Origin of the sequence: Maridesulfovibrio sp. (assembly GCF_963677005.1) — a bacterium.
In the GTDB taxonomy this organism is placed as follows: domain Bacteria; phylum Desulfobacterota; class Desulfovibrionia; order Desulfovibrionales; family Desulfovibrionaceae; genus Maridesulfovibrio.
Genome location: NZ_OY781616.1, coordinates 1,753,125 through 1,772,500, shown reverse-complemented (window position 1 = coordinate 1,772,500; position 19,376 = coordinate 1,753,125). Strand labels below are relative to the sequence as shown.

Sequence of the window (19,376 nt, the reverse complement as noted above, 5' to 3'; positions counted from 1 at the left end):
ACATAGGTCTCTGCTAAGTCGTAAGACGATGTATAGGGACTGACGCCTGCCCGGTGCTGGAAGGTTAAGAGGAGGTGTTAGACTTGTTCGAAGCTCCGAATCGAAGCCCCAGTAAACGGCGGCCGTAACTATAACGGTCCTAAGGTAGCGAAATTCCTTGTCGGGTAAGTTCCGACCTGCACGAATGGCGTAACGATCTCCCCACTGTCTCAACCAGAGACTCAGTGAAATTGAATTACCGGTGAAAATGCCGGTTACCCGCGGTAAGACGGAAAGACCCTGTGCACCTTTACTATAGCTTGACATTGGGTTTAGGGCTATCATGTGTAGGATAGGTGGGAGGCTTTGAAGCGGGCACGCCAGTGTCTGTGGAGCCATCCTTGAAATACCACCCTTGATATTCTTGAATTCTAATCCAACGCCGTTATCCGGCTTGGAGACAGTGTCTGGTGGGTAGTTTGACTGGGGCGGTCGCCTCCCAAAGAGTAACGGAGGCTTGCAAAGGTTCCCTCAGGCTGATTGGAAACCAGCCGTCGAGTGCAAAGGCATAAGGGAGCTTGACTGTAAGACAGACATGTCGAGCAGGAACGAAAGTTGGTCTTAGTGATCCGGTGGTCCCGCATGGAAGGGCCATCGCTCATAGGATAAAAGGTACGCCGGGGATAACAGGCTGATCGCATCCAAGAGTTCACATCGACGATGCGGTTTGGCACCTCGATGTCGGCTCATCACATCCTGGGGCTGAAGCAGGTCCCAAGGGTTCGGCTGTTCGCCGATTAAAGTGGTACGCGAGCTGGGTTTAAAACGTCGTGAGACAGTTTGGTCCCTATCTACCGTGGGCGTAGGAGAATTGAAAAGGGTCTGTCCCTAGTACGAGAGGACCGGGGTGGACGAACCTATGGTGTTCCTGTTGTCGCGCCAGCGGCATTGCAGGGTAGCTAAGTTCGGAAGGGATAACCGCTGAAAGCATCTAAGCGGGAAGCCTGCCTTGAGATTAGTTCTCCCTATGCTTAACGCATCTGAAGATTCCAGGTAGACCACCTGGTTGATAGGCCGGAAGTGTAAGTGTGGTGACACATTCAGCTGACCGGTACTAATAAATCGTGCGACTTATCTTTCTTCTCTTCCCTATAACTTTAATTTCGCGTATTGCACGCCATCTGCGAATTTTTAAATTCAAGATCGACTGCTCGTGTATTAAGGATACACTTCGCATCCGGTCTCGAATCGAAAAATCCACATCTGACGCACACTACGCAAAATTAAGGAAGTAGGTTCTCTATTCGACATATATTTCGATCCTTACGGATCAACATATTTGTCCTTGCGACCATTGAGGAGGGGCCACACCCGACCCCATTCCGAACTCGGAAGTTAAGCCCTCCTTCGCCGATGATACTGCCAGGTAGCTGGTGGGAAAGTAGGTCGTCGCAAGGACTTTTTTGTTTCTGCAAAAGCCCGCACTACGAAAGTTGTGCGGGCTTTTCGGCGTTTGGAGCATGGGGGGCAGTTGACAACCCATTAATATAAGGATTAAAAATTTAACTTCATGTGAAACTGATTTGCGTTTTCATATACGTTCATGCCTGTCACTATCTATATAAATTTTAACCTTGTACTGATGCTTGATAAAGTAGTATAAGCTCTTTTCTGATAGAAAATTAGTATAAAAAAGAGCCCACACGGGCGTTTTAGTTATATATATGATTGAAAAGATAACAGATTGCCTTGTGCAGCCGCTGAAAGTTCTTATTGTTGAGGACAGTCTTACATTTTCCGGGATTCTCAAAAGAAGGGTACAGGATACTCTGGATATTGAGTCTGTAGTGTTTGCCAGTTATGCAGAAGCAGAAAAGTATCTTGAGGTTGCCCGGTGCGAGTTTTTTGCTGCCCTGCTTGATCTTAACCTGCCTGATGCTCCGAATGGTGAAATTGTCGATCTCGTTGTCTCTCATCACATTCCCTCCATAGTTTTTACCGGAGAGATGAGCGATGACCTTCGTGATATCATGTGGGCCAAGCGTATAGTGGATTATGTCCCTAAGGATAACCTTGGAAACATAGACCATGTCGTCAATCTTGTGGACCGGTTGCGCAAAAATATTTCAACAAAAGTGCTGGTTGTCGATGATTCCAGCACCAGCAGAAATCTCTGCCGCAGTCTGCTTGAAGTCTGGAATTTTAAGGTTGTGGAGGCCAAAGACGGGTTTGAAGCGCTCCAAATTATACAGAATGATGATAACATCAGCCTTGTCATTGTAGACCATTACATGCCCGGCATGGATGGACTCACCCTCGTGAAGGAACTGCGGCGTAATTATTCGAAGTCCAGATTGCCTATAATCGGCCTTTCCGGTGTCGGCGGGGCTACGACTTCCGCCTATTTCCTTAAGGCCGGAGCAAATGACTATATCCACAAGCCTTTTCTCACAGAAGAATTTTACTGCCGAGTGACCCATAACATTGAGAATGCCGAATACATAAGCATGATCAAGACCCTATCCGATAGGGATTACCTCACCGGCATCTATAACAGGCGTTCCTTTTTCCAGTATGGGGAAAAGCTTTTTGCGCAGCAGAAACGTTCCGGTTCCGATATGGTTTTGGCAATGATCGATATTGACCATTTCAAACGCTGTAACGATTCTTTCGGCCATGATGTCGGTGATGAAGTAATCCAGAAGGTTGCCCGTTCCCTTGCCAAGCGTTTTCGAAAATCGGATATAGTATGCCGATACGGCGGTGAAGAATTCTGCATTCTGTGCGCAGATATAAATCTCTGCGAGGTTCAGGGCGTTTTTGATCTCATCCGCGAAGAGATAGGACAGTCGCCTATTTATGTCGGTAAGAAAGAGATAAGCATAACCATAAGCATCGGGTTGTGCGGTACTCAGGCTGCATCCTTGAATGAGATGATATCAATCGCCGATGATATGCTCTACCGGGCCAAAAAGAGCGGACGCAACAAAGTCTGCTTTTCCGGGACTGAGTTGAATTGAGATAGTCTTTACTCACCCTATTGAATTCTAATTTTCCCCTACACATTACGTATTATGAAAACAGATCTTAAAATTCCCATTATTCCTCACGTTGCTTTTTGTCGGACTCCTGAACAGGAGGAAATTGATACGCTTGCTGCCGGGCTGGCCGCTCCTGAAAACAGGATGGTCGAAATTGTGGGTGCGCTTATAAATGTTCATAAGAACGATGTGCACCATACTCGCGAAATCAGGGATAAATTCTCTGATATGCAAATTGAACTCGCTCAGACCAACGGTTCTTTATCCCTGAAGTGCAGTCGTGTACCTATGGATTGCCTTTATGATGGCCGCAATGTCATCTGGCAGTCGGTGGAGCACGTGTCCTCCGTTATACGCGATGTGATTTTCGCTCCCGAAATCCCGGAAACAAATGGAATCTGTCCTTCCTCATACGTCAAGAAATTCGTGGAACATTCGGGATTGATGTATAGAGGTGAACGCGGATTGGTCATGTTCACATGGGGCGGACATCGTGTCCCCCATGATGAATACAGCTTCGCAAAGGAGCTCGGATACTGGACCGCGCTGTTCGTGCCGGATATGGAAAACATAACCGGTTGCGGTGTCGGGATCATGAAAGCCCCGTTCAAGGGAGCACAGGTTGCCTACGGCAAACAGTGTACGTATGAGCGGTTCGGACGTCGCGATTTCATCGGTTTTTCGGAAAAGCAGATTCTTGCGGCAGAAGCCCCGAACGAACTTGTTACCAGACTGCTAACATTTCCCACTATTGAAGAGCGCATGGAAGCTTTCATCAGGGCTTCTCATCGCGGCAAGGTTCATCCCGGAGGACCCGGAACAATCGAAGAGATAATGACCATGCTAGCTCTGCTGTCTACCCCGGAGAATAAGGATATACCTTATTCCTTTGATCTGGTTGAAAAGGGCGGAGGTGTATATTTCAAGGAGTTGGTGGAATATCTTAACATCTGCTTCGGGGATGCTCTGGATGGTCTTTATAATGTTCATGTGGGTACGGCGCGCACTTATGCCAATTTTCTGGCCCACGATATTCAGAAACTGAACACCCGCTATCTCTGGAACGATGATCTGACTTTTGATCCGCGTATGCAGGAAGCCTTTGAGGTTACCTTTGAGTCAATGGAGGAACTGGACCTTTCGCGTGATCAGGAGGTGTTTTCCCTGCTGATCAATTTGCGGCGCTTTTTTTCCTCTGTCGTGCATCTCACAGTCAAGGACCCGGATTTGCTCGATTCATGGGGAGACGACCGTCCGCTGGTGCGCGGTGACAGTGATATTGTGCGGGCAACCGACGAATTCGTGCGTAAGCTGGTCCGTCAGGGCAGGATTCACCCCGGAAAGAACACCTCGCCGGTCTATAGAATAGAGTAATTCTGCAGGGGCGGTTTATCGTTCGGCTGGTAGCATAAGGGTCAGTTCATTCCTGCCCTTATCAGGCGCAGTGTTTCAAATGAGTAGTTGCCGAAAAGCGCGTTATGGACAGGGCTCAACTGAAGAAGTCCCTCTTCCTTGAAAAAATGAAGTGTATCCAGAATACATTCTATCTCGTCCGGCTCGTAATCCAGAACATCGGTCAATTCCAGTTTTCCGGCCTGCACACAGGAAGTCAGATGGGAGTATATCGTGGTTGTCTTGACTCCCCTTGTTTCGGCTACTTTTTCAATGTCCTGCAGGTCTTCGAAAAGAGCCAGTGTTTCCAGAGCCGAAGCCGAAACGGCAGAGGGAGCGTTGCTGGACAGTTTCTGCGGTGGGGTCTTGATTTTGTCGTCAGGAATGGGGAAGAGATCGTCCGGTCTGCCGTGTTTTCCCTGATGGTCGATCAGCACATCTATGATCGCCGTTCCGTAACGGAATATTTTCTGGTCGCCAAGCCCGCTGACTGCGTACAGTTCCCCGGTTGACTGCGGACGGTAGCAGGCGAGTTCAAGCAGCGTCTTGTCCGGAAAAATTGCATATGCCGGGACCTGCTGTTCCTTTGCCAGTGTATTCCGCAGCCCGCGCAGTGAATCAAGAAGTTCCTGTGCGTCCGGTGAAGTCAGGGAAGGACAGTTCTCATCTCCCATGACCAGCTTGCGTTCCCGGCGCGGTCTCTGTGATTTTGCCAGTACCGGATCCTTGCGGAACGCCACTGTGCGCTCCTTGCGCAGTACCTGCCAGCTTCCACCGTTCAGCTTCAGCGAACCGTAGCCTTCCATATCAACATCAAGAAGACCCTGCGAGACCAACTGCCGGTGTATGGAAAGCCATTCGTCAGCCGTGAACTCTCCGCCTATGCCGTAGGTCGAGAGTTCATTGTGCCTGAAGTCGGAAATACGTTTATTTTCCCTGCCGGTAAGGATGTCCACCAGATAGTTGGCGCCGAACATTTCGCCGGTCCGGTAGACGTTGGACAGGGCCTTCTGGGCTGCAACAGTTCCATCGAAAGTGGAGGGGGGATTGATGCAGGTGAAGCAGTTGCCGCAAGGTTCTTTCAGTTCCTCGCCGAAATACGAAAGCAGGGATCTGCGCAGGCATCCTGGTGATTCGCAATAGGCCAGCAGGGCGTTAAGTTTGCGCAGTTCAAGCCTTTTGCGCTCGTCAGGAGCGTTCCCGGACATGATCATGCGTTTGAGCGCCCCGATATCCTGAATGCCGACAGCCATCCATGCCTCGGCCGGAAGTCCGTCCCTGCCTGCTCGGCCGGTCTCCTGATAATATGCTTCGATGGTCTTCGGAAGGTCCAGATGCGCCACGTAGCGCACGTCCGGCTTGTCGATCCCCATGCCGAAGGCAATGGTCGCCACCATTACCAGACCGTCCTCAGCCATGAATCTGGCCTGGTTGGCCTCGCGGGTGGCTGCGTCCAGCCCTGCGTGGTAGGGCAGGGCGTTAATCCCGTTTTTGCACAGCCATTCGGCGGTGGTTTCAACTTTTTTCCTGCTCATGCGGTAGACGATACCGCATTCGGCAAAGTGCTCGTGTTTAATGAAGTCCAGCAACTGGCGCTTTTCGCGGTCCTTGGGGACTACCGTGTAGCGGATGTTGGGCCGGTCGAAGCCGGTGGCGAAGATATCTTCCCGGCTGAATCCAAGCCGGTGCAGGATTTCCTTGCGGGTGGGACCGTCAGCCGTGGCGGTCAGCGCAAGTCTGGGAACCTGAGGAAACCGCTCGGCAAATTCGGAAAGCCTCAGGTAATCCGGCCGGAAATCGTGGCCCCACTGGGATACGCAATGCGCCTCGTCGATGGCGATGAGCGCTACGGCCAACCCCGAAAGCATGTCCATGAATCCGGGCTGGGCCAGCCGCTCCGGGGCCACGTAAAGCAGGTCCATATCACCGGCGTATAATTCGTGGATGATATGGTTTGCCTCGGAAGGCTGCACAGTGGAATTCAGGCAGGCCGCACGCACCCCCATCTGCCGCAGGGCGGCAACCTGGTCGCGCATGAGTGCTATGAGCGGGGATATGACAATCCCGACTCCCTTGCGCAGAATGGCGGGAATCTGGTAGCAGGCCGATTTCCCGCCCCCGGTGGGCATGAACACCACGGCATTGCCGCCGCCCATGACGCGATCTACAACCTGTTCCTGAATTCCCTTGAAATACTCGTAACCGTATGTCTGCCTGAGAACATCAAGCGGGGTGCGCGGGCTGTCCGGCATGGCTGCCGGATTTGTCTCGCAGGGTATGCTCATGATCAGGCTACATGGCCCAGCCTTCTCCGTTCGGTCCGCAGGTAAGCACCTGCGCTCCGGAAGCGGTAACGGCGATTGTATGTTCGAAATGGGCGGAGGGTTTGCGGTCCTTGGTTACAACTGTCCAGTGATCGGCCAGTGTTTCCGTGTTTTTGACCCCGGCATTGATCATCGGTTCCACAGCAATGACAAGCCCCTGTTTAAGCTTGAAATCCCTAAGTACCCTGCTGTTGTAGTTGGGAACCTGCGGATCTTCCCAGAGTTCTTCCCCGATACCGTGTCCGACGAGATTTTCAACAACGGAAAAACCTTCGTTGCGTGCGTATGTGGCCATTTTCTTGGCAATCTTGCTCCACTTTACACCCGGTTTGATTTCGCGGATGGCCATACGCAGGCATTCTTCGGTCACGTCCATGAGGTGCACTTTTTCTTCATCAACGGAGCCTACGGCGTGGGTGCAGGCGCAGTCCGAGCACCAGCCGTTGAGTTTTACGCCGATGTCTATGCTCAGGATGTCACCGTTTTCCAGTTTGCGCCCCGAAGGGAAGCCGTGCACGATTTCCTCGTTTACGGACATGCAGCAGGCTGCCGGAAAAGGAACCTTGCCTGGAACACCCTTGAACAGCGGAATGGCATTGTTAAGGGCTATGAATTTTTCAACTTCGGCATTGATGTCATGTGTGGTGACCCCTGCTTCAACCATACCGGCTGCAAGCATGTGCACCCGGTGCAGCATGAGGCCGGCTTCGCGCATAAGGTCGATCTGCTTTTTATTTTTGAGAATCATATGAATTGTCTCCGGAAATGTTGTCGTAAAAAAATAGGGATACTCTTTACCTTGTGCTTGTCAACCCGGATAGGCGGTTTGGCAGGCAGGGTATTGGTGAGTGGGAGAAAAAAACTACAGTTTTCCCCGTCATATTACGCAGAGCTGTTCAGAGGGTGAAAAAATGCGTTTAATTCAAAAATTCTGGACTTCATCTGCCGTTTCCGTATTCTATAGGAGGTATAAGGATTCCAATTGCCTGATTGTTTTCAATTTGAGGTTGGTGCCGTGGTTTCAGCAGACAGCAAATATGCCGGAGAGGTCGTTTCCGTTCGTGGCAGCGTGGTCGATGTTCGTTTTCCCGAAGTCGTGCCTCCTCTGCAGGCCGTGATGTATTCACAGACGGCCCGCCGTGTGGTGCTTGAGGTCGCGGATCATCTCGATTTGAACACTGTCCGGGCCATAGCCATGACCCCTACCGGTGGACTGGCCCGTGGAGATACGGTTGTATCCGAAGGAGAGCCGCTGACAGCTCCGGTTGGCGAGGAACTCCTGGGGCGGGTACTGAATGTCTTCGGTGAACCCGTGGACGGTCGTGATCTGTCCGAGGGCATCGAACAGCGTTCCATACATAATCCCCCCATCGCACTTTCCCGGAGGGTTGTTTCCGAGGAAATATTCATGACCGGTATCAAGGTCATCGACCTGCTGATGCCGCTTGAAAAAGGAGGCAAGGCCGGGTTATTCGGCGGAGCAGGCGTTGGCAAGACTGTGCTCATCACCGAACTGATAAACAACATGGTCGGAGCCCACAGCGGAATCAGCATCTTCTGCGGCATCGGGGAACGCTGTCGCGAAGGGGAGGAACTGTACCGGGAGATGGGAGATGCCGGGGTTCTGGATAATACCGTCATGGTCTTCGGCCAGATGAACGAGCCGCCGGGTGCCCGTTTCCGCACCGGCCACACCGCGCTTACAATTGCCGAGTATTTCCGTGACGACTGCGGCAAGGACGTGCTGCTGCTGATCGACAACATCTTCCGTTTCATACAGGCCGGGATGGAACTTTCCGGACTGCTGGGCCGGTTGCCTTCCCGCATGGGCTACCAGCCGACACTTGGTTCGGACCTTGCGGAACTGCAGGAGCGCATTTCCTCAAGCCGTTCCGGGGCCATCACTTCCATTCAGGCGGTCTACGTCCCGGCCGATGACCTGACCGACCCTGCCGCCACGCACACTTTTTCACACCTATCTTCTTCCATCGTTCTTTCCCGCAAGCGTGCCGGGGAAGGATTCTATCCTGCCGTGGACCCGTTGGAATCCCGGTCCATGATGCTTTCCCCTGATATTGTCGGGCGCAGGCATTACGAAGTTGCGCGCGAGGTGCGCCGCACGCTGGCCCAGTATGAAGACCTCAAGGATATCATAGCCATGCTGGGGCTGGAGGAACTGGCCCGTGAGGACCGGCTGATTGTTTCCAGAGCCCGCAGACTGGAGCGGTTCATGACCCAGCCGTTCAACACCACCCGGCATTTCACGGGCATGGATGGGCGCGTGGTTTCCCTTGAAGATACTGTGGAAGGGTGTGAGCGCATTCTGAATGATGAATTTCCGGATGCGTCCGAGAGGGACTTTTATATGATAGGTTCCATTACGGAGGTCGGTTCATGAGGCTGAAGATTATTTTACCTTCGGGAATCTTTCTGGACCGCCGGGTGGACAGGATAAGGGCCGAGAGCAGCCGGGGCGGATTCTGCCTGCTGCCGCGGCATATCGATATCGCTTCGGCGCTGGTTCCGGGAATACTGACCTATTTCGAGAATGGAAAGCCGGTCCATCTTGCGGTGGACAGCGGTCTGCTGGTCAAGCAGGGAGATTTGGTGCGGGTTTCCGCGCGGGCGGCCGTGGCCGGGGAACTAGGTGAATTGCAGCTTGAGGTGGAGCGGATGCAGACGGATGCGTCCGAAGCCGAGAAATCCGCCCGGAGCGCTGTGGCAAAACTTGAGGCCGGTTTTGTGCGCGGTCTCATTGAGGTGGAGACTAGGTAATGCACGCTCAGGGACAGCGCAAACCTAAATCCGAAGAATTCCGCTGCCGGGTCGGGAGCAGTGAACGGCGCAGGATTCTGGCGGAAAAACAGGGTGCCGTAGGCATCTGGACCGCGTTCGGCTCCATGGGGGCCGTTGGCTGGTTTGTGGCCCTGCCTGCAGTGCTCGGCTGTCTCCTTGGCGTATGGATTGATCATGTCTGGAATTCGCCCATAAACTGGACACTGACCATGCTGGGCGCGGGATTGTTTTTCGGCTGCGTGCTTGCCGGAATATGGATGAACAGGGAGAGGAATCGCATCATCCGGGAGCGGGAAGAATTATGTATCAGGGAATCAGATTCGAAAGGAGACAGTGATGCAGCCGGTGAGTAGCCTGATGATAACCTTTGCCGCTTTCGGAATAGGGCTGCTGATAGCGGCCTTTCATTTCGGCGGACTCTGGTTGACTCTGCGCATGCTGCCCGTCTGTGCCAGACCGCGCATCTTTTTCTGGTCCAGCTATCTGGCCCGGTACGCTGTCACGCTGTGGGGATTCGCGCAGGTCATGGCTTTCGGAGGCTATGCCTGGATTGCGTCTTTTCTGGGGTTCTACCTTATGCGGGCATTCATGCTTTCCCGCGCCAGTTGCACCGGATTCCATGAATTCTTTGTTTTCAAGAGGCCGTCATGGAAATAAGCCCCGACCATATCGTTTACCTCCGCTTCGGGAATTTCAATCTGAACGCGACCATCGTGTTCACATGGCTGGTTATGGCTTTGCTGGTCTGTTTTGCGTGGCAGGTCACGCGCAGGATATCGTCTTCATCGCGGGTCACGGTGCGACAGAATCTGCTGGAAGTGCTTGTCGGCGGGCTTCTTGCCCAGATTCGGGATGCCACTTCCCGGAAGCCGGAAGAGTTTCTGCCGCTGCTTGGAACCCTGTTCATATTTATCCTGACTTCAAATCTGCTTTCGGCTGTTCCCGGTTTTCAGCCGCCCACAGGATCTCTTTCAACCACCACGGCACTCAGTCTGATCGTGTTTTTAGCTGTTCCGTACTACGGCATAAGGGAGAACGGACTGCTCAATTATCTGAAAAGTTATATTCAACCCTCGCCGTTCATGCTGCCGTTCAACGTGATCGGTGAGATCAGCCGCACCTTCGCCCTTGCCGTGAGGCTGTTCGGCAATATTTTAAGCGGAACCATGATGGGGGCCATCCTGCTGGTCATCATGCCGCTGTTCATCCCGGTCATCATGCAACTTCTCGGTCTGCTGATCGGCGTGGTGCAGGCTTATATTTTCACGGTTCTGGCCGCGGTATTCATCGCTGCCGGGCTTGAGGCGCATTCATAACCCGAAAAGGGGGAAAAGTATGGAGACGTTAGGTTGGATTGCTTTCGGTTCGATTATCGCGGCCGGACTCTGCATGGGAATTGGGGCAATCGGTCCCGCTATCGGTGAGGGCATGGCCCTGTCGCGGGCGCTCAGTTCCATTGCCCAGCAGCCGGACGAGACCAACACCATTGTGAAGTTCCTGTTCGTGGGCATGGCCATGGTGGAATCAACGGCCATTTATTGCTTTGTGCTGGCCATGATCCTGCTCTTCGCCAACCCGTTCTGGTCCTATTTTCTTGAGAAGGCCGGGGGCTGATAATGCTTCTGGACTGGTTCACGGTCCTTGCGCAGGTCCTGAATTTTTTTGTTCTGCTGGTTCTGCTGCGTGTTTTTCTGTACGGCCCGGTGGTTCGGGCCATGGAAGAACGCAGGCAGCGGGTGGCGGAGGAGATGGATCAGGCCCGTAAAGCCCGTGCCGAGGCTGAAAAAGCAGCTACGGACCTTGCCGCCCGGCGCGAGGAGCTGGACAGGGAGACTGCGGAAGCAATGGCGCAGGTGCATGCCGAGGCCGAGAATTGGCGGCGGCAGATAATGGAATCCGCAAGCGAGGAGGTCGAGACCCTGCGCGGAGAGTGGCTGGCCGCGCTCGACCGTGAAAAGGAGGCCGTGTCCCTTGAATTCCGCAAACGGTTGACGCATGAACTGGCTGAATCCGCCGCGCGCATGGTCCGGGACCTTGCCGACAGCGATATTGAAGATATGGCCCTGTCCGGATTCCTTAATCGTATCGCTGATGAAGCCGGCGATGTGGATTGCGGAAACAGCGATATTGTTGTCCGTACCGGATTCGGGCAGAGCGCCGCACAGCAGGAAAAGCTGGACCGAGTTCTGAAAGGGCTGTTTCCGGGAGCAGGGAACCTCGTTTACATGCAGGTCCCGGAGCTGGGGCTGGGTATTGAACTTGTTGCCGGGGACCGCAAATGGGAATGGAATCTTTCTTCCTATGTGAACGAGCTTGAGCAGAAAATATGGGCCGGTCTGGGTGAATAGGGAGCATCTATGGGCTTTCTTTCTGAAAATATGGAAAAAGCGTTCGACGCTTATGAAAATGGCCGTGAAAACATGGAATACAACCCCGAATCGCGTGAAGTGGGGCGGGTGATTTCGGTGGCGCGCGGCGTGGCCCGTGTTGAGGGGCTGGGGTCGGTGCGCTCGGAAGAACTGATTATGCTCGGAACCGGTGTACCGGGAATGGCGCTGGACCTGTTGCCTGATTCCATCGGCGTGGCCCTGCTGGGCGCAGGAACGGAACTTCGGGCCGGGGACGAGGCGGTTCCGTCCGGAAAGGTGCTCAGTGTGCCGGTCGGGGATGCTCTTCTCGGACGTATTGTCGATCCGCTGGGCAATCCTCTGGATGAAGGGGCCAAACCGGAAACATTTGAAACCAGAGCCGTGGAGTCCGATGCCCCGCAGATTCTGATGCGTGCCCCGGTTGATACTCCCATGGCCAGCGGCATCAAGGTTGTTGACGCGCTGATTCCCATCGGCCGAGGACAGCGGGAACTGATCCTCGGCGACAGGCAGACCGGGAAGACCTCCATCGCTCTGGACATTATCCTCAATCAGCAGGACCGGGATGTAATCTGCGTCTATTGCGCCATCGGCCAGCGCAGCACTTCCGTGGCCAGAGTGATAGACACCCTGCGCAGCCGCGGGGCCATGGCCTATACCTTTGCCGTTGTGGTCGAGGGGGACGCTCCTTCCGGAATGCAGTACATAGCTCCTTACGCGGCAACGAGCATGGCGGAATATTTTATGGAACGCGGACGGGATGTGCTCATTGTCTACGATGATCTGACCCGGCATGCGCAGGCCTACCGGCAGTTGAGCCTTCTTCTGCGCCGCCCGCCGGGACGTGAAGCCTTTCCCGGTGATATCTTTTATATCCACTCCAGGCTGCTGGAGCGGTCCACAAGGCTTAAGCCGGAACACGGAGGTGGCACTCTTACCGCCCTGCCCGTGGTGGAAACCGAAGCCCAGAACATCTCGGCCTATATTCCGACCAACCTTATTTCCATAACCGACGGGCAGATTTATCTTTCCCCGGTCCTGTTTCAGAAGGGAATGCTTCCGGCCATAGATGTGGGCCGGTCCGTTTCCCGCGTGGGCGGCCGGGCTCAGCCTGCGGCCTACCGCAAGGTTTCCGGCGACCTGCGGCTGACCTATTCGCAGTTTCAGGAACTGGAGGCGTTTGCCCGTTTCGGCACCCGGCTGGACGCGGATACCCGTAAGCGGATCGAACACGGTCTGCGGGTGAGGGAGCTTTTCAAGCAGGGCCGCTTTTCGCCTCTTTCTGCCGCCGAACAACTGGTCATACTTTACACCGTCTCCATCGGTCTTCTGGATGAAATTGAGCTTGAGCGTATTGCCGAAGTTCAGGACTTTCTGCTGGCGCGGATGAACGAAAGTTTCGAAGGCATGGCTGTCCTTCCGCAGGCCGGACCGGATGACGGTATCTGGACCGAGCTGGAAAAGACAGTTGCCGCCCATGTGGCCGCATGGAGGGAGTTGGGTGCAACAGCTTGAGGCCGTAAGACGCAAGATATCCACGACATCGGACCTGCTTTCGGTGGTCAAGACCATGAAGGCCATGGCTGCGGTAAACATCCGTCATTTCGAAGATGCCGCCGAGTCCGTGGGAGAGTATGCCGATGTGGTGGAGCAGGGCTGGGCCGTGTTCTTCCGCAATGCCGGAATCCTGCCCCGTGTTCCGCACGGCGGGTCGGCTGTGGTCCTGTGCATGGGGTCCGATCAGGGCATGTGCGGTCAATTCAATGAAATGGCCGGTGCGAGGACCGTGCGCACGGTTGAAAAACTGGGCAGCGAAGGGCTGAAGGTTTCCTGCTGGACCTGCGGGGAACGGGTCAAGGGCGTGCTGGAAGATTCCGGCATCGCGGTGGACCGTAACTTCCGTGTGCCCGGAAGCATGCGCGGCGTTAATTCTGTAGTGGAAGAGATAGAGCTTGATCTGGAGGACTGGAAGGACAATCGCGGAATGAGCCGGTTCAGCGTGGTAGGTAATCTGCATTCCGGAGAAGGCGAAAGAGTGGCGGTAAATCACGTTCTGCCGCTGGGCAGGAACGGCGGGAGGTTGGCAAAGCCCGAAGGGCGTTGTCTGCCCATGGTCAATGTTCCGGTAGAGGATCTTTTTTCGACTCTGTTTCATGAACATCTCTATATCGCGGTATACGGAGCCATCCTGCAATCGCTCGCGGCTGAAAACAGCTCGCGTCTTGCAGCCATGCAGGTTGCGGAGAAGAACATCATTGAACACATTGATGTGCTTGAGTCCGAATTCCGCACCACGCGGCAGGGAAACATCACCGGGGAACTGCTGGATATTGTCTCCGGAGTCGAAGCGGTTTTCGGGGGAGAATAAAGTCAAAGCCCGCCTGCTTGCGCAGACGGGCTTTTCAGGGTGTGGTATGTGATTCTTCGTGAGGAAGACTTTTAGCGAATTTCCTGAGCAGCCTTGGGCTGCACGAACTTCACGAGGAAGACGACCATGGCGGCAATTGCGGCTGCCACACCGATCAGGATGGAGATGTTCATATCCAGTCCGAAACCGATCTTGGCCTGGCTGATGAAGGTTACTACAACAGCGGTCATGAAGGTTGCGGGGATGGATGCGATCCAGTGCAGCTTTGCGCGCTGGGCGAGGTATACTGCAGAGGTCCAGAGAACCAGCATGGACAGGCACTGGTTTGAGAATCCGAAGTATCTCCAGATGGCGGAGAAGTTCTGGGTGGAGATGATGTATCCGAGAACGAACAGGGGAACGGCGATCAGCAGACGCTTGATTGCGGGGCCCTGATCCATCTTGAAGGTTTCTGCAACTATGAGTCTGGTGCTGCGGAATGCGGTATCACCACTGGTGATGGGCAGGATTACAACTGCGATGATGGCGAATACTCCGCCGATGGGGCCGAGCAGAGAGTTGGCAACCTGAGAAACAACCGCAGAGGGGGAACCTGCAGCGATAACGGAGTTGAGCGCTTCGGGGGAATCGTAGAAGGAAAGTCCGAGAGTACACCAGATAAGCCCGATGATACCTTCGATGATCATTGCGCCGTAGAATACCGGGCGGCCTTCTTTTTCATTTTTCACGCAGCGGGCCATGAGCGGGGACTGTGTTGCGTGGAAACCGCTTATGGCGCCGCAGGACAGGGTGATGAAGAGCAGGGGCCATATGGGTTTGCCGGTGGGGCTGGTATTTACTGCGAAATCGAGGTTGGGGAGAATGGTATGCCCGCTGAACATGAGGGCCACTGCCAGCGAAATGGTCATTACCAGCAGAAGCACTCCGAACAGGGGGTAGAGCTTGCCGATGAGTTTATCGATGGGCAGGATGGTTGCAAGGAAATAGTAGCCGAAAATACAGGCCACGAGGATGCCGGTGTTGATTCCGGTAAGTTCAGTCAAGAGCTTTGCGGGTGAAAGGACGAATACGACTCCGACCAGCATGAGCAGGACGAAGGCGAATACGCGCATGACCTGGCGGGCGCTCATGCCGAGGTATTCACCGACAAGTTCGGGAACGGATGCTCCGTTGTTGCGGATGGAAAGCATGCCGCTGAAATAGTCGTGCACAGCCCCGGCGAAGATACAGCCGAAAACTATCCAGAGCAGGGCCACGGGGCCGTAGAGAGCGCCGAGAATGGGGCCGAAGATGGGGCCGATTCCGGCAATATCCAGCACCTGGATGAACATGAGTTTCCACATGGGCATGGGCATGAAGTCCACATCGTCACGCAGTGCGTATGCGGGAGTGGTCTGCTTTTCGTCCGGCGCGAACACCGTGTCCACAAATTTACCGTAAATCATGTAGCCCACGATAAGGGCTGCAACACAGGCAAAGAAGAATAGCATTGTAAGGTCCTCCGTCCTTTGAGCTTTTAAAAAAGATGCTCTCTTCTGACATGGAGGAAGGATTAAGTTCTACACTTTGTGTCTGAATTGACTTTTTCGATGTCTCAAATGACCTTGCGATGTGTGACAATGCTTCAGTTGCGGCTTTTCAGTTCTTCCACGACTTCATCAACAGCCCTGCTGAACAGTTTCATCACCTGACCTTCGGTCTGCGGACGTCCCTTCTTGAAGATGTAGATCGGGACGGCCTTGTCCTTTTTTTCCGAGTAGAAGTAGAACAGCCGCAACCCCTTGCGGGCAGAGATGCGCAGCATGGAGATTGCTACCCTTACCTTGCGCAGCGCCAGTGTGTTCAGCCCCCGGTAGACGACCCCCCGGTCAGGTCTTCTGAGAATCTGCTTTTTTGCTTTGGTGATGTCCTTTTCGGCCTGGGGGTATTTTTTCAGCAGGTTCTTTTCGTAGCGAAGGTAGGCGGATGTTTCCTGAAGCCTGGTCACGGCTAGAGAACCTCCTCAAGTTCCGAAAGGGAATTCTGTATCTCCGGACTGAAGGCAATGGACAGGTCCACGACAAGGTCATTCCAGTCCAGCACCGGCCCGGTCAATCTTCGCCCGGCCCATCTGGCAAAAGGAGAGGGTAGCGTGCACAGGGTTGCGTGGGCGGAAACAAGACGGTCCTTCAGGGCTACGGCCTTGCCGAGAACATCAGCGCATTCCGATCCGGCACTTATGTGGCAGGATGCGTTATACCAGTCGCTGGAAAAATTTCTGATCACCAGTCTGCTGAGGCCTTTGATGGCAAAAATGGTCCTGATGGTGGAAAGCAGGTGAATTCCGGACGGCGATGCTGAATTAACTGTGTCTGCCAGTGTATCGATACGTTCAGCGAACGAATCCAGAAGACGGGTGTGGCAAAAATTTCTGCATCTGCTCATGGCTGAACTCTCCGGAAGAGGTTTAACTTTAAGATTTAATCAATCTTATCTTACAGTACCTTTTCAGTTATTAAAACTACTTGTTAAAGCTCATCGTTTTAATTAGGTGGCAGCCTCCTGCATCTGAATTCCCTCCCTGAGCTTGGGAACCCGGAAGTATATTTCCGTCCCTGTGCCCGGCTCACTTGTTATCTCCATGGAATACTGCGGGCCGTATATCTGCTCCAGCCTGCGGATGCAGTTGCGCACACCTATTCCTTTTCCTCGTGAATCTATTTTCTGGCGTTCATAAATCTGTGCCAGACGGGAGCTGTCCATGCCGACACCGTCATCAGATATGTTGATGTGCATTTCGTTTTCTTCGCAGCGGATTCTGATTGATACGGTTCCGCCTTCTTCCTTGCCGAGGATTCCGTGTTTCACGCTGTTTTCGACCAGCGGCTGTATGATCAGCGGCGGTATGGGCCATTCCCTGCAGCTTTCCTGAACGTTGAGATCCACCCGGATGCGGTCCCCGAAACGGGCCTGTTCAATAGCCAGATAGCTGCGCAGTTGTTCAAGCTCTTCATGCAGGGGAACATAACCTCTGCTGCTGTCGAGGTTTCTACGCATGTAGCGGGACAGTTCCTGCAGAAGTTCGCGGGCCCGGTCCGGGTTTGTCCGGCAGAAGGACGTGACAGTGTTCAGGGAATTGAAGAGAAAGTGCGGATTTATCTGGGCCTGCAGGCGGCGTATTTCAGCATGGGCCAGCATCTGTTCCTTGATCTGGATTTCTTCCAGCTCAAGCTGGGTGGAGCAGAGATTGGCCAGCCCCTTTGCCATTTCAAAGGAGAGAAGGTCGAGCTGGTTCTTGCGCGTACCGTAGAGCTTGAGGGTCCCGATAACCTGTCCGCTTTTATGCAGCGGAACCACTGCGGCGGAGGTGAACGGGCAGCTTTTGTGGTTGCAGCCGATTTTTTTTCCGGAATCAAGGAAGATCGGTTCCCCTTCGGACAGGACCCGGAGGGTGGATTCGGTCATTATTTCCCTGCCTGCCAGATGATGGTCCGAACCTGCTCCCACATGGGCAAGGACGTTTACCGTGTCTGTAATTGCCACCGCCGCAACGGACAGATGAGCGTGTATTATCTTGGCCGTTTCCTGGGCCGAATCCATTGTAAGCCCGGAACGGAGGTGACTGACTGTCAGGTTGGCGACGTCCAGAACGTGCTGGGCTTTTACCGAGTCCTGCTTGGTGCCGTAGCGAAAGACCATGTTAATGACCTGCGCGAATATTGCAGCACCGAAGGTGTTTAGAATTATCATGGGCATGGCGATGAGTTTGACCAGTTTCATGGCCTCGTCGTACGGGTGCGAAAGGTAGAGGACCATCACCATGTGGATTATTTCGCCCATGAAGGCCAGTCCGGCGGCGGCACGCCAGTCCATCCTGTGAGTAAGTTTAAGAGAAATCAGTCCGGCGGCCAGTCCTTCCAGCATGGTTGCCAGCCCGCAGGGGATGGCGCTGAATCCGCCGAAATCAATAAGGATACGGTGCCCACCGGCGATAAGACCTGCTCCGAGGCCGACCAGAGGGCCTCCGAAAAGTCCGCCGGTAATGACGGCCATGGCCCGCAGGTTGGCCACAGACTGGAAGACGAAGTTTCCGCCATATGTACCGAGGATTCCGAATACTCCGAAAATGAGTATCTGGATGATCAGGTTGCTTTTTCCGTACTGCTTTCCCAGACCTATGCGGTGAAAAGGGGTGATGGTCAGCAGCAGGAACGAACCTGCTATGATGAGGCCGAATCTTTCGGCAAGTGTTATGATCAGTGTTTCTGGGTTCATGTTTATTCTTGTTTGCGTGAGTAGTTATGCCAGCCCCAGCCTTTCCCGGAAGGCTTTTACCCGTCCCTTGCTGATTATGATTTCCTCTTCCCCGATATGTTTCATGGTCAGTACGTATTTTCCGTTGAACCACGGGGCAAAGTCCCGCACATGTGACAGGTTGACCATTTCTCCCCGGCTGGTGCGGAAAAAAGGTTCTCCTGCCAGACGCTCCTCAAGTTTGTCCAGAGTTTTGTCGCCGTGGCAGGTAAAGACTCCCTTGGCTGTGTGGACCATGATTTTACGGTCCTCCATGCGGCAGAGTATCACATCATCCGGTTCCAGAAGCATTATTCTGCCGCCGTGTTCCACGGAAATGCGCAGCACCTTCCTGCAGATTCCCATGCTGTCGAGCAGGGATTCCATGTCCGGGCGTTCAACCTTTTCCTCGCAGTTGGCGTTGATCAGGCAACGTGCCCGGTCAATGCTTTTTCCCAGACGTTCGGCCGAAAGAGGTTTCAAGATGTAGTCTACCGCATTCTCCTCAAAGGCGCGCAGGGCGTATTCATCATAGGCTGTGGCAAAAACTATCAGGGGCGGTTCAGGATTTTCCATTATCTCCTGCAGAACATGAAAACCGTTTTTTCCGGGCATCTGGATATCCAGAAACACAAGGTCCGGTGTTTTTTCCTGCACCAGAGCGATACCCGAGCTGGCGGATGTAGCAGTGCCTACTATCTCAACATCGTCGAAATCCGAAAGCAGAAAGGCCAGTTCATCAATGGCGGGTAGTTCATCATCTATAAGTACACATCGTATTTTATCTGGAGAGTTCATCGCTGCGGTCCTTTGCAAGTGGAATCTTCGTCATTCA

At 53.7% G+C, this 19,376-nt stretch carries 18 protein-coding genes and 2 rRNA genes (1 of these 20 only partly in view); 13 read left to right on the top strand and 7 right to left on the bottom strand.

Annotation, left to right across the window (positions count from 1 at the left end; translation table 11 throughout):
- From ACKU4E_RS08075 to ACKU4E_RS08060, 4 genes are all read left to right on the top strand, one after another.
- Positions 1–1,118, top strand: a 23S ribosomal RNA gene (locus ACKU4E_RS08075) (it extends 1,817 nt beyond the left edge of the window).
- A 204-nt stretch (positions 1,119–1,322) separates the two neighbouring features.
- Positions 1,323–1,437 (top strand): 5S ribosomal RNA (rrf, locus tag ACKU4E_RS08070).
- Positions 1,438–1,703: 266 nt separating this feature from the next.
- The gene (locus ACKU4E_RS08065) at positions 1,704–2,999 is read left to right on the top strand and encodes a diguanylate cyclase (RefSeq protein ID WP_320170564.1); all 1,296 of its coding nucleotides are present in this window, start codon (positions 1,704–1,706) and stop codon (positions 2,997–2,999) included.
- A gap of 54 nt (positions 3,000–3,053) precedes the next feature.
- A complete protein-coding gene (locus tag ACKU4E_RS08060) occupies positions 3,054–4,394 on the top strand; it encodes a PpnN family nucleotide 5'-monophosphate nucleosidase (protein WP_320170563.1) in 1,341 nt (446 codons plus the stop codon).
- A gap of 41 nt (positions 4,395–4,435) precedes the next feature.
- Here ACKU4E_RS08060 and recQ read toward each other — a convergent pair whose 3' ends face one another.
- Entirely contained in the window at positions 4,436–6,697 is a 2,262-nt protein-coding gene (gene recQ, locus ACKU4E_RS08055) for a DNA helicase RecQ (protein ID WP_320170562.1), read from the bottom strand.
- A 7-nt stretch (positions 6,698–6,704) separates the two neighbouring features.
- On the bottom strand, positions 6,705–7,484 hold the full coding sequence (gene map / locus ACKU4E_RS08050; protein ID WP_320170561.1) for a type I methionyl aminopeptidase: 780 nt from the start codon (positions 7,482–7,484) through the stop codon (positions 6,705–6,707).
- Between the two features lie 267 nt (positions 7,485–7,751).
- Here map and atpD point away from each other — a divergent pair, with 267 nt between their 5' ends.
- From atpD to ACKU4E_RS08005, 9 genes are read left to right on the top strand one after another with little or no spacing between them, the layout of a single operon-like run.
- Positions 7,752–9,134, top strand: a complete 1,383-nt coding sequence (atpD, locus tag ACKU4E_RS08045; RefSeq protein WP_320170560.1) for a F0F1 ATP synthase subunit beta — start codon at positions 7,752–7,754, stop codon at positions 9,132–9,134.
- On the top strand, positions 9,131–9,511 hold the full coding sequence (locus tag ACKU4E_RS08040) for a F0F1 ATP synthase subunit epsilon (RefSeq protein ID WP_320170559.1): 381 nt from the start codon (positions 9,131–9,133) through the stop codon (positions 9,509–9,511). The genes atpD and ACKU4E_RS08040 overlap by 4 nt, the downstream gene beginning before the upstream one ends.
- Positions 9,511–9,885 (top strand): AtpZ/AtpI family protein, encoded by a 375-nt coding sequence (locus tag ACKU4E_RS08035; RefSeq protein ID WP_320170558.1) that lies wholly within the window; start codon positions 9,511–9,513, stop codon positions 9,883–9,885. The genes ACKU4E_RS08040 and ACKU4E_RS08035 overlap by 1 nt, the downstream gene beginning before the upstream one ends.
- Positions 9,869–10,189 (top strand): ATP synthase subunit I, encoded by a 321-nt coding sequence (locus ACKU4E_RS08030; protein WP_320170557.1) that lies wholly within the window; start codon positions 9,869–9,871, stop codon positions 10,187–10,189. Before ACKU4E_RS08035 ends, ACKU4E_RS08030 begins: the two co-directional genes overlap by 17 nt.
- Positions 10,180–10,848, top strand: coding sequence for a F0F1 ATP synthase subunit A (locus ACKU4E_RS08025; RefSeq protein ID WP_320170556.1), 669 nt, complete (start codon positions 10,180–10,182; stop codon positions 10,846–10,848). The genes ACKU4E_RS08030 and ACKU4E_RS08025 overlap by 10 nt, the downstream gene beginning before the upstream one ends.
- A gap of 19 nt (positions 10,849–10,867) precedes the next feature.
- The gene (locus ACKU4E_RS08020; protein ID WP_015852105.1) at positions 10,868–11,146 is read left to right on the top strand and encodes a F0F1 ATP synthase subunit C; all 279 of its coding nucleotides are present in this window, start codon (positions 10,868–10,870) and stop codon (positions 11,144–11,146) included.
- Between the two features lie 2 nt (positions 11,147–11,148).
- Positions 11,149–11,880 carry an ATPase gene (locus ACKU4E_RS08015; protein ID WP_320170555.1) on the top strand — a complete coding sequence of 244 codons (732 nt, stop codon included), beginning with the start codon at positions 11,149–11,151 and terminating at the stop codon, positions 11,878–11,880.
- Positions 11,881–11,889: 9 nt separating this feature from the next.
- A complete protein-coding gene (locus tag ACKU4E_RS08010) occupies positions 11,890–13,416 on the top strand; it encodes a F0F1 ATP synthase subunit alpha (protein ID WP_320170554.1) in 1,527 nt (508 codons plus the stop codon).
- Positions 13,403–14,269: a F0F1 ATP synthase subunit gamma gene (locus ACKU4E_RS08005; protein WP_320170553.1), complete on the top strand. Its 867-nt coding sequence runs from the start codon at positions 13,403–13,405 to the stop codon at positions 14,267–14,269. Before ACKU4E_RS08010 ends, ACKU4E_RS08005 begins: the two co-directional genes overlap by 14 nt.
- Before the next feature lie 71 nt (positions 14,270–14,340).
- On the opposite strand, the gene ACKU4E_RS08000 is transcribed toward ACKU4E_RS08005, so the two are convergent.
- From ACKU4E_RS08000 to ACKU4E_RS07980, 5 genes are all read right to left on the bottom strand, one after another.
- On the bottom strand, positions 14,341–15,759 hold the full coding sequence (locus ACKU4E_RS08000) for a carbon starvation protein A (protein ID WP_320170552.1): 1,419 nt from the start codon (positions 15,757–15,759) through the stop codon (positions 14,341–14,343).
- A gap of 134 nt (positions 15,760–15,893) precedes the next feature.
- Positions 15,894–16,256 carry a hypothetical protein gene (locus ACKU4E_RS07995; RefSeq protein ID WP_320170551.1) on the bottom strand — a complete coding sequence of 121 codons (363 nt, stop codon included), beginning with the start codon at positions 16,254–16,256 and terminating at the stop codon, positions 15,894–15,896.
- A gap of 2 nt (positions 16,257–16,258) precedes the next feature.
- A complete protein-coding gene (locus ACKU4E_RS07990; RefSeq protein ID WP_320170550.1) occupies positions 16,259–16,693 on the bottom strand; it encodes a hypothetical protein in 435 nt (144 codons plus the stop codon).
- A 102-nt stretch (positions 16,694–16,795) separates the two neighbouring features.
- The gene (locus ACKU4E_RS07985; protein ID WP_320170549.1) at positions 16,796–18,523 is read right to left on the bottom strand and encodes a LytS/YhcK type 5TM receptor domain-containing protein; all 1,728 of its coding nucleotides are present in this window, start codon (positions 18,521–18,523) and stop codon (positions 16,796–16,798) included.
- A gap of 24 nt (positions 18,524–18,547) precedes the next feature.
- Positions 18,548–19,339 carry a LytTR family DNA-binding domain-containing protein gene (locus ACKU4E_RS07980; protein ID WP_320170548.1) on the bottom strand — a complete coding sequence of 264 codons (792 nt, stop codon included), beginning with the start codon at positions 19,337–19,339 and terminating at the stop codon, positions 18,548–18,550.
- Positions 19,340–19,376 lie beyond the last annotated feature (37 nt).

Bases quoted from the DNA above. Each gene is read 5' to 3' on its own strand.
- ACKU4E_RS08065 (WP_320170564.1), top strand. From the start codon at position 1,704: ATGATTGAAAAGATAACAGATTGCCTTGTGCAGCCGCTGAAAGTTCTT.
- ACKU4E_RS08060 (WP_320170563.1), top strand. From the start codon at position 3,054: ATGAAAACAGATCTTAAAATTCCCATTATTCCTCACGTTGCTTTTTGT.
- recQ (WP_320170562.1), bottom strand. From the start codon at position 6,697: ATGAGCATACCCTGCGAGACAAATCCGGCAGCCATGCCGGACAGCCCG.
- map (WP_320170561.1), bottom strand. From the start codon at position 7,484: ATGATTCTCAAAAATAAAAAGCAGATCGACCTTATGCGCGAAGCCGGC.
- ACKU4E_RS08040 (WP_320170559.1), top strand. From the start codon at position 9,131: ATGAGGCTGAAGATTATTTTACCTTCGGGAATCTTTCTGGACCGCCGG.
- ACKU4E_RS08035 (WP_320170558.1), top strand. From the start codon at position 9,511: ATGCACGCTCAGGGACAGCGCAAACCTAAATCCGAAGAATTCCGCTGC.
- ACKU4E_RS08030 (WP_320170557.1), top strand. From the start codon at position 9,869: ATGCAGCCGGTGAGTAGCCTGATGATAACCTTTGCCGCTTTCGGAATA.
- ACKU4E_RS08025 (WP_320170556.1), top strand. From the start codon at position 10,180: ATGGAAATAAGCCCCGACCATATCGTTTACCTCCGCTTCGGGAATTTC.
- ACKU4E_RS08020 (WP_015852105.1), top strand. From the start codon at position 10,868: ATGGAGACGTTAGGTTGGATTGCTTTCGGTTCGATTATCGCGGCCGGA.
- ACKU4E_RS08015 (WP_320170555.1), top strand. From the start codon at position 11,149: ATGCTTCTGGACTGGTTCACGGTCCTTGCGCAGGTCCTGAATTTTTTT.
- ACKU4E_RS08010 (WP_320170554.1), top strand. From the start codon at position 11,890: ATGGGCTTTCTTTCTGAAAATATGGAAAAAGCGTTCGACGCTTATGAA.
- ACKU4E_RS08000 (WP_320170552.1), bottom strand. From the start codon at position 15,759: ATGCTATTCTTCTTTGCCTGTGTTGCAGCCCTTATCGTGGGCTACATG.
- ACKU4E_RS07990 (WP_320170550.1), bottom strand. From the start codon at position 16,693: ATGAGCAGATGCAGAAATTTTTGCCACACCCGTCTTCTGGATTCGTTC.
- ACKU4E_RS07985 (WP_320170549.1), bottom strand. From the start codon at position 18,523: ATGAACCCAGAAACACTGATCATAACACTTGCCGAAAGATTCGGCCTC.
- ACKU4E_RS07980 (WP_320170548.1), bottom strand. From the start codon at position 19,339: ATGAACTCTCCAGATAAAATACGATGTGTACTTATAGATGATGAACTA.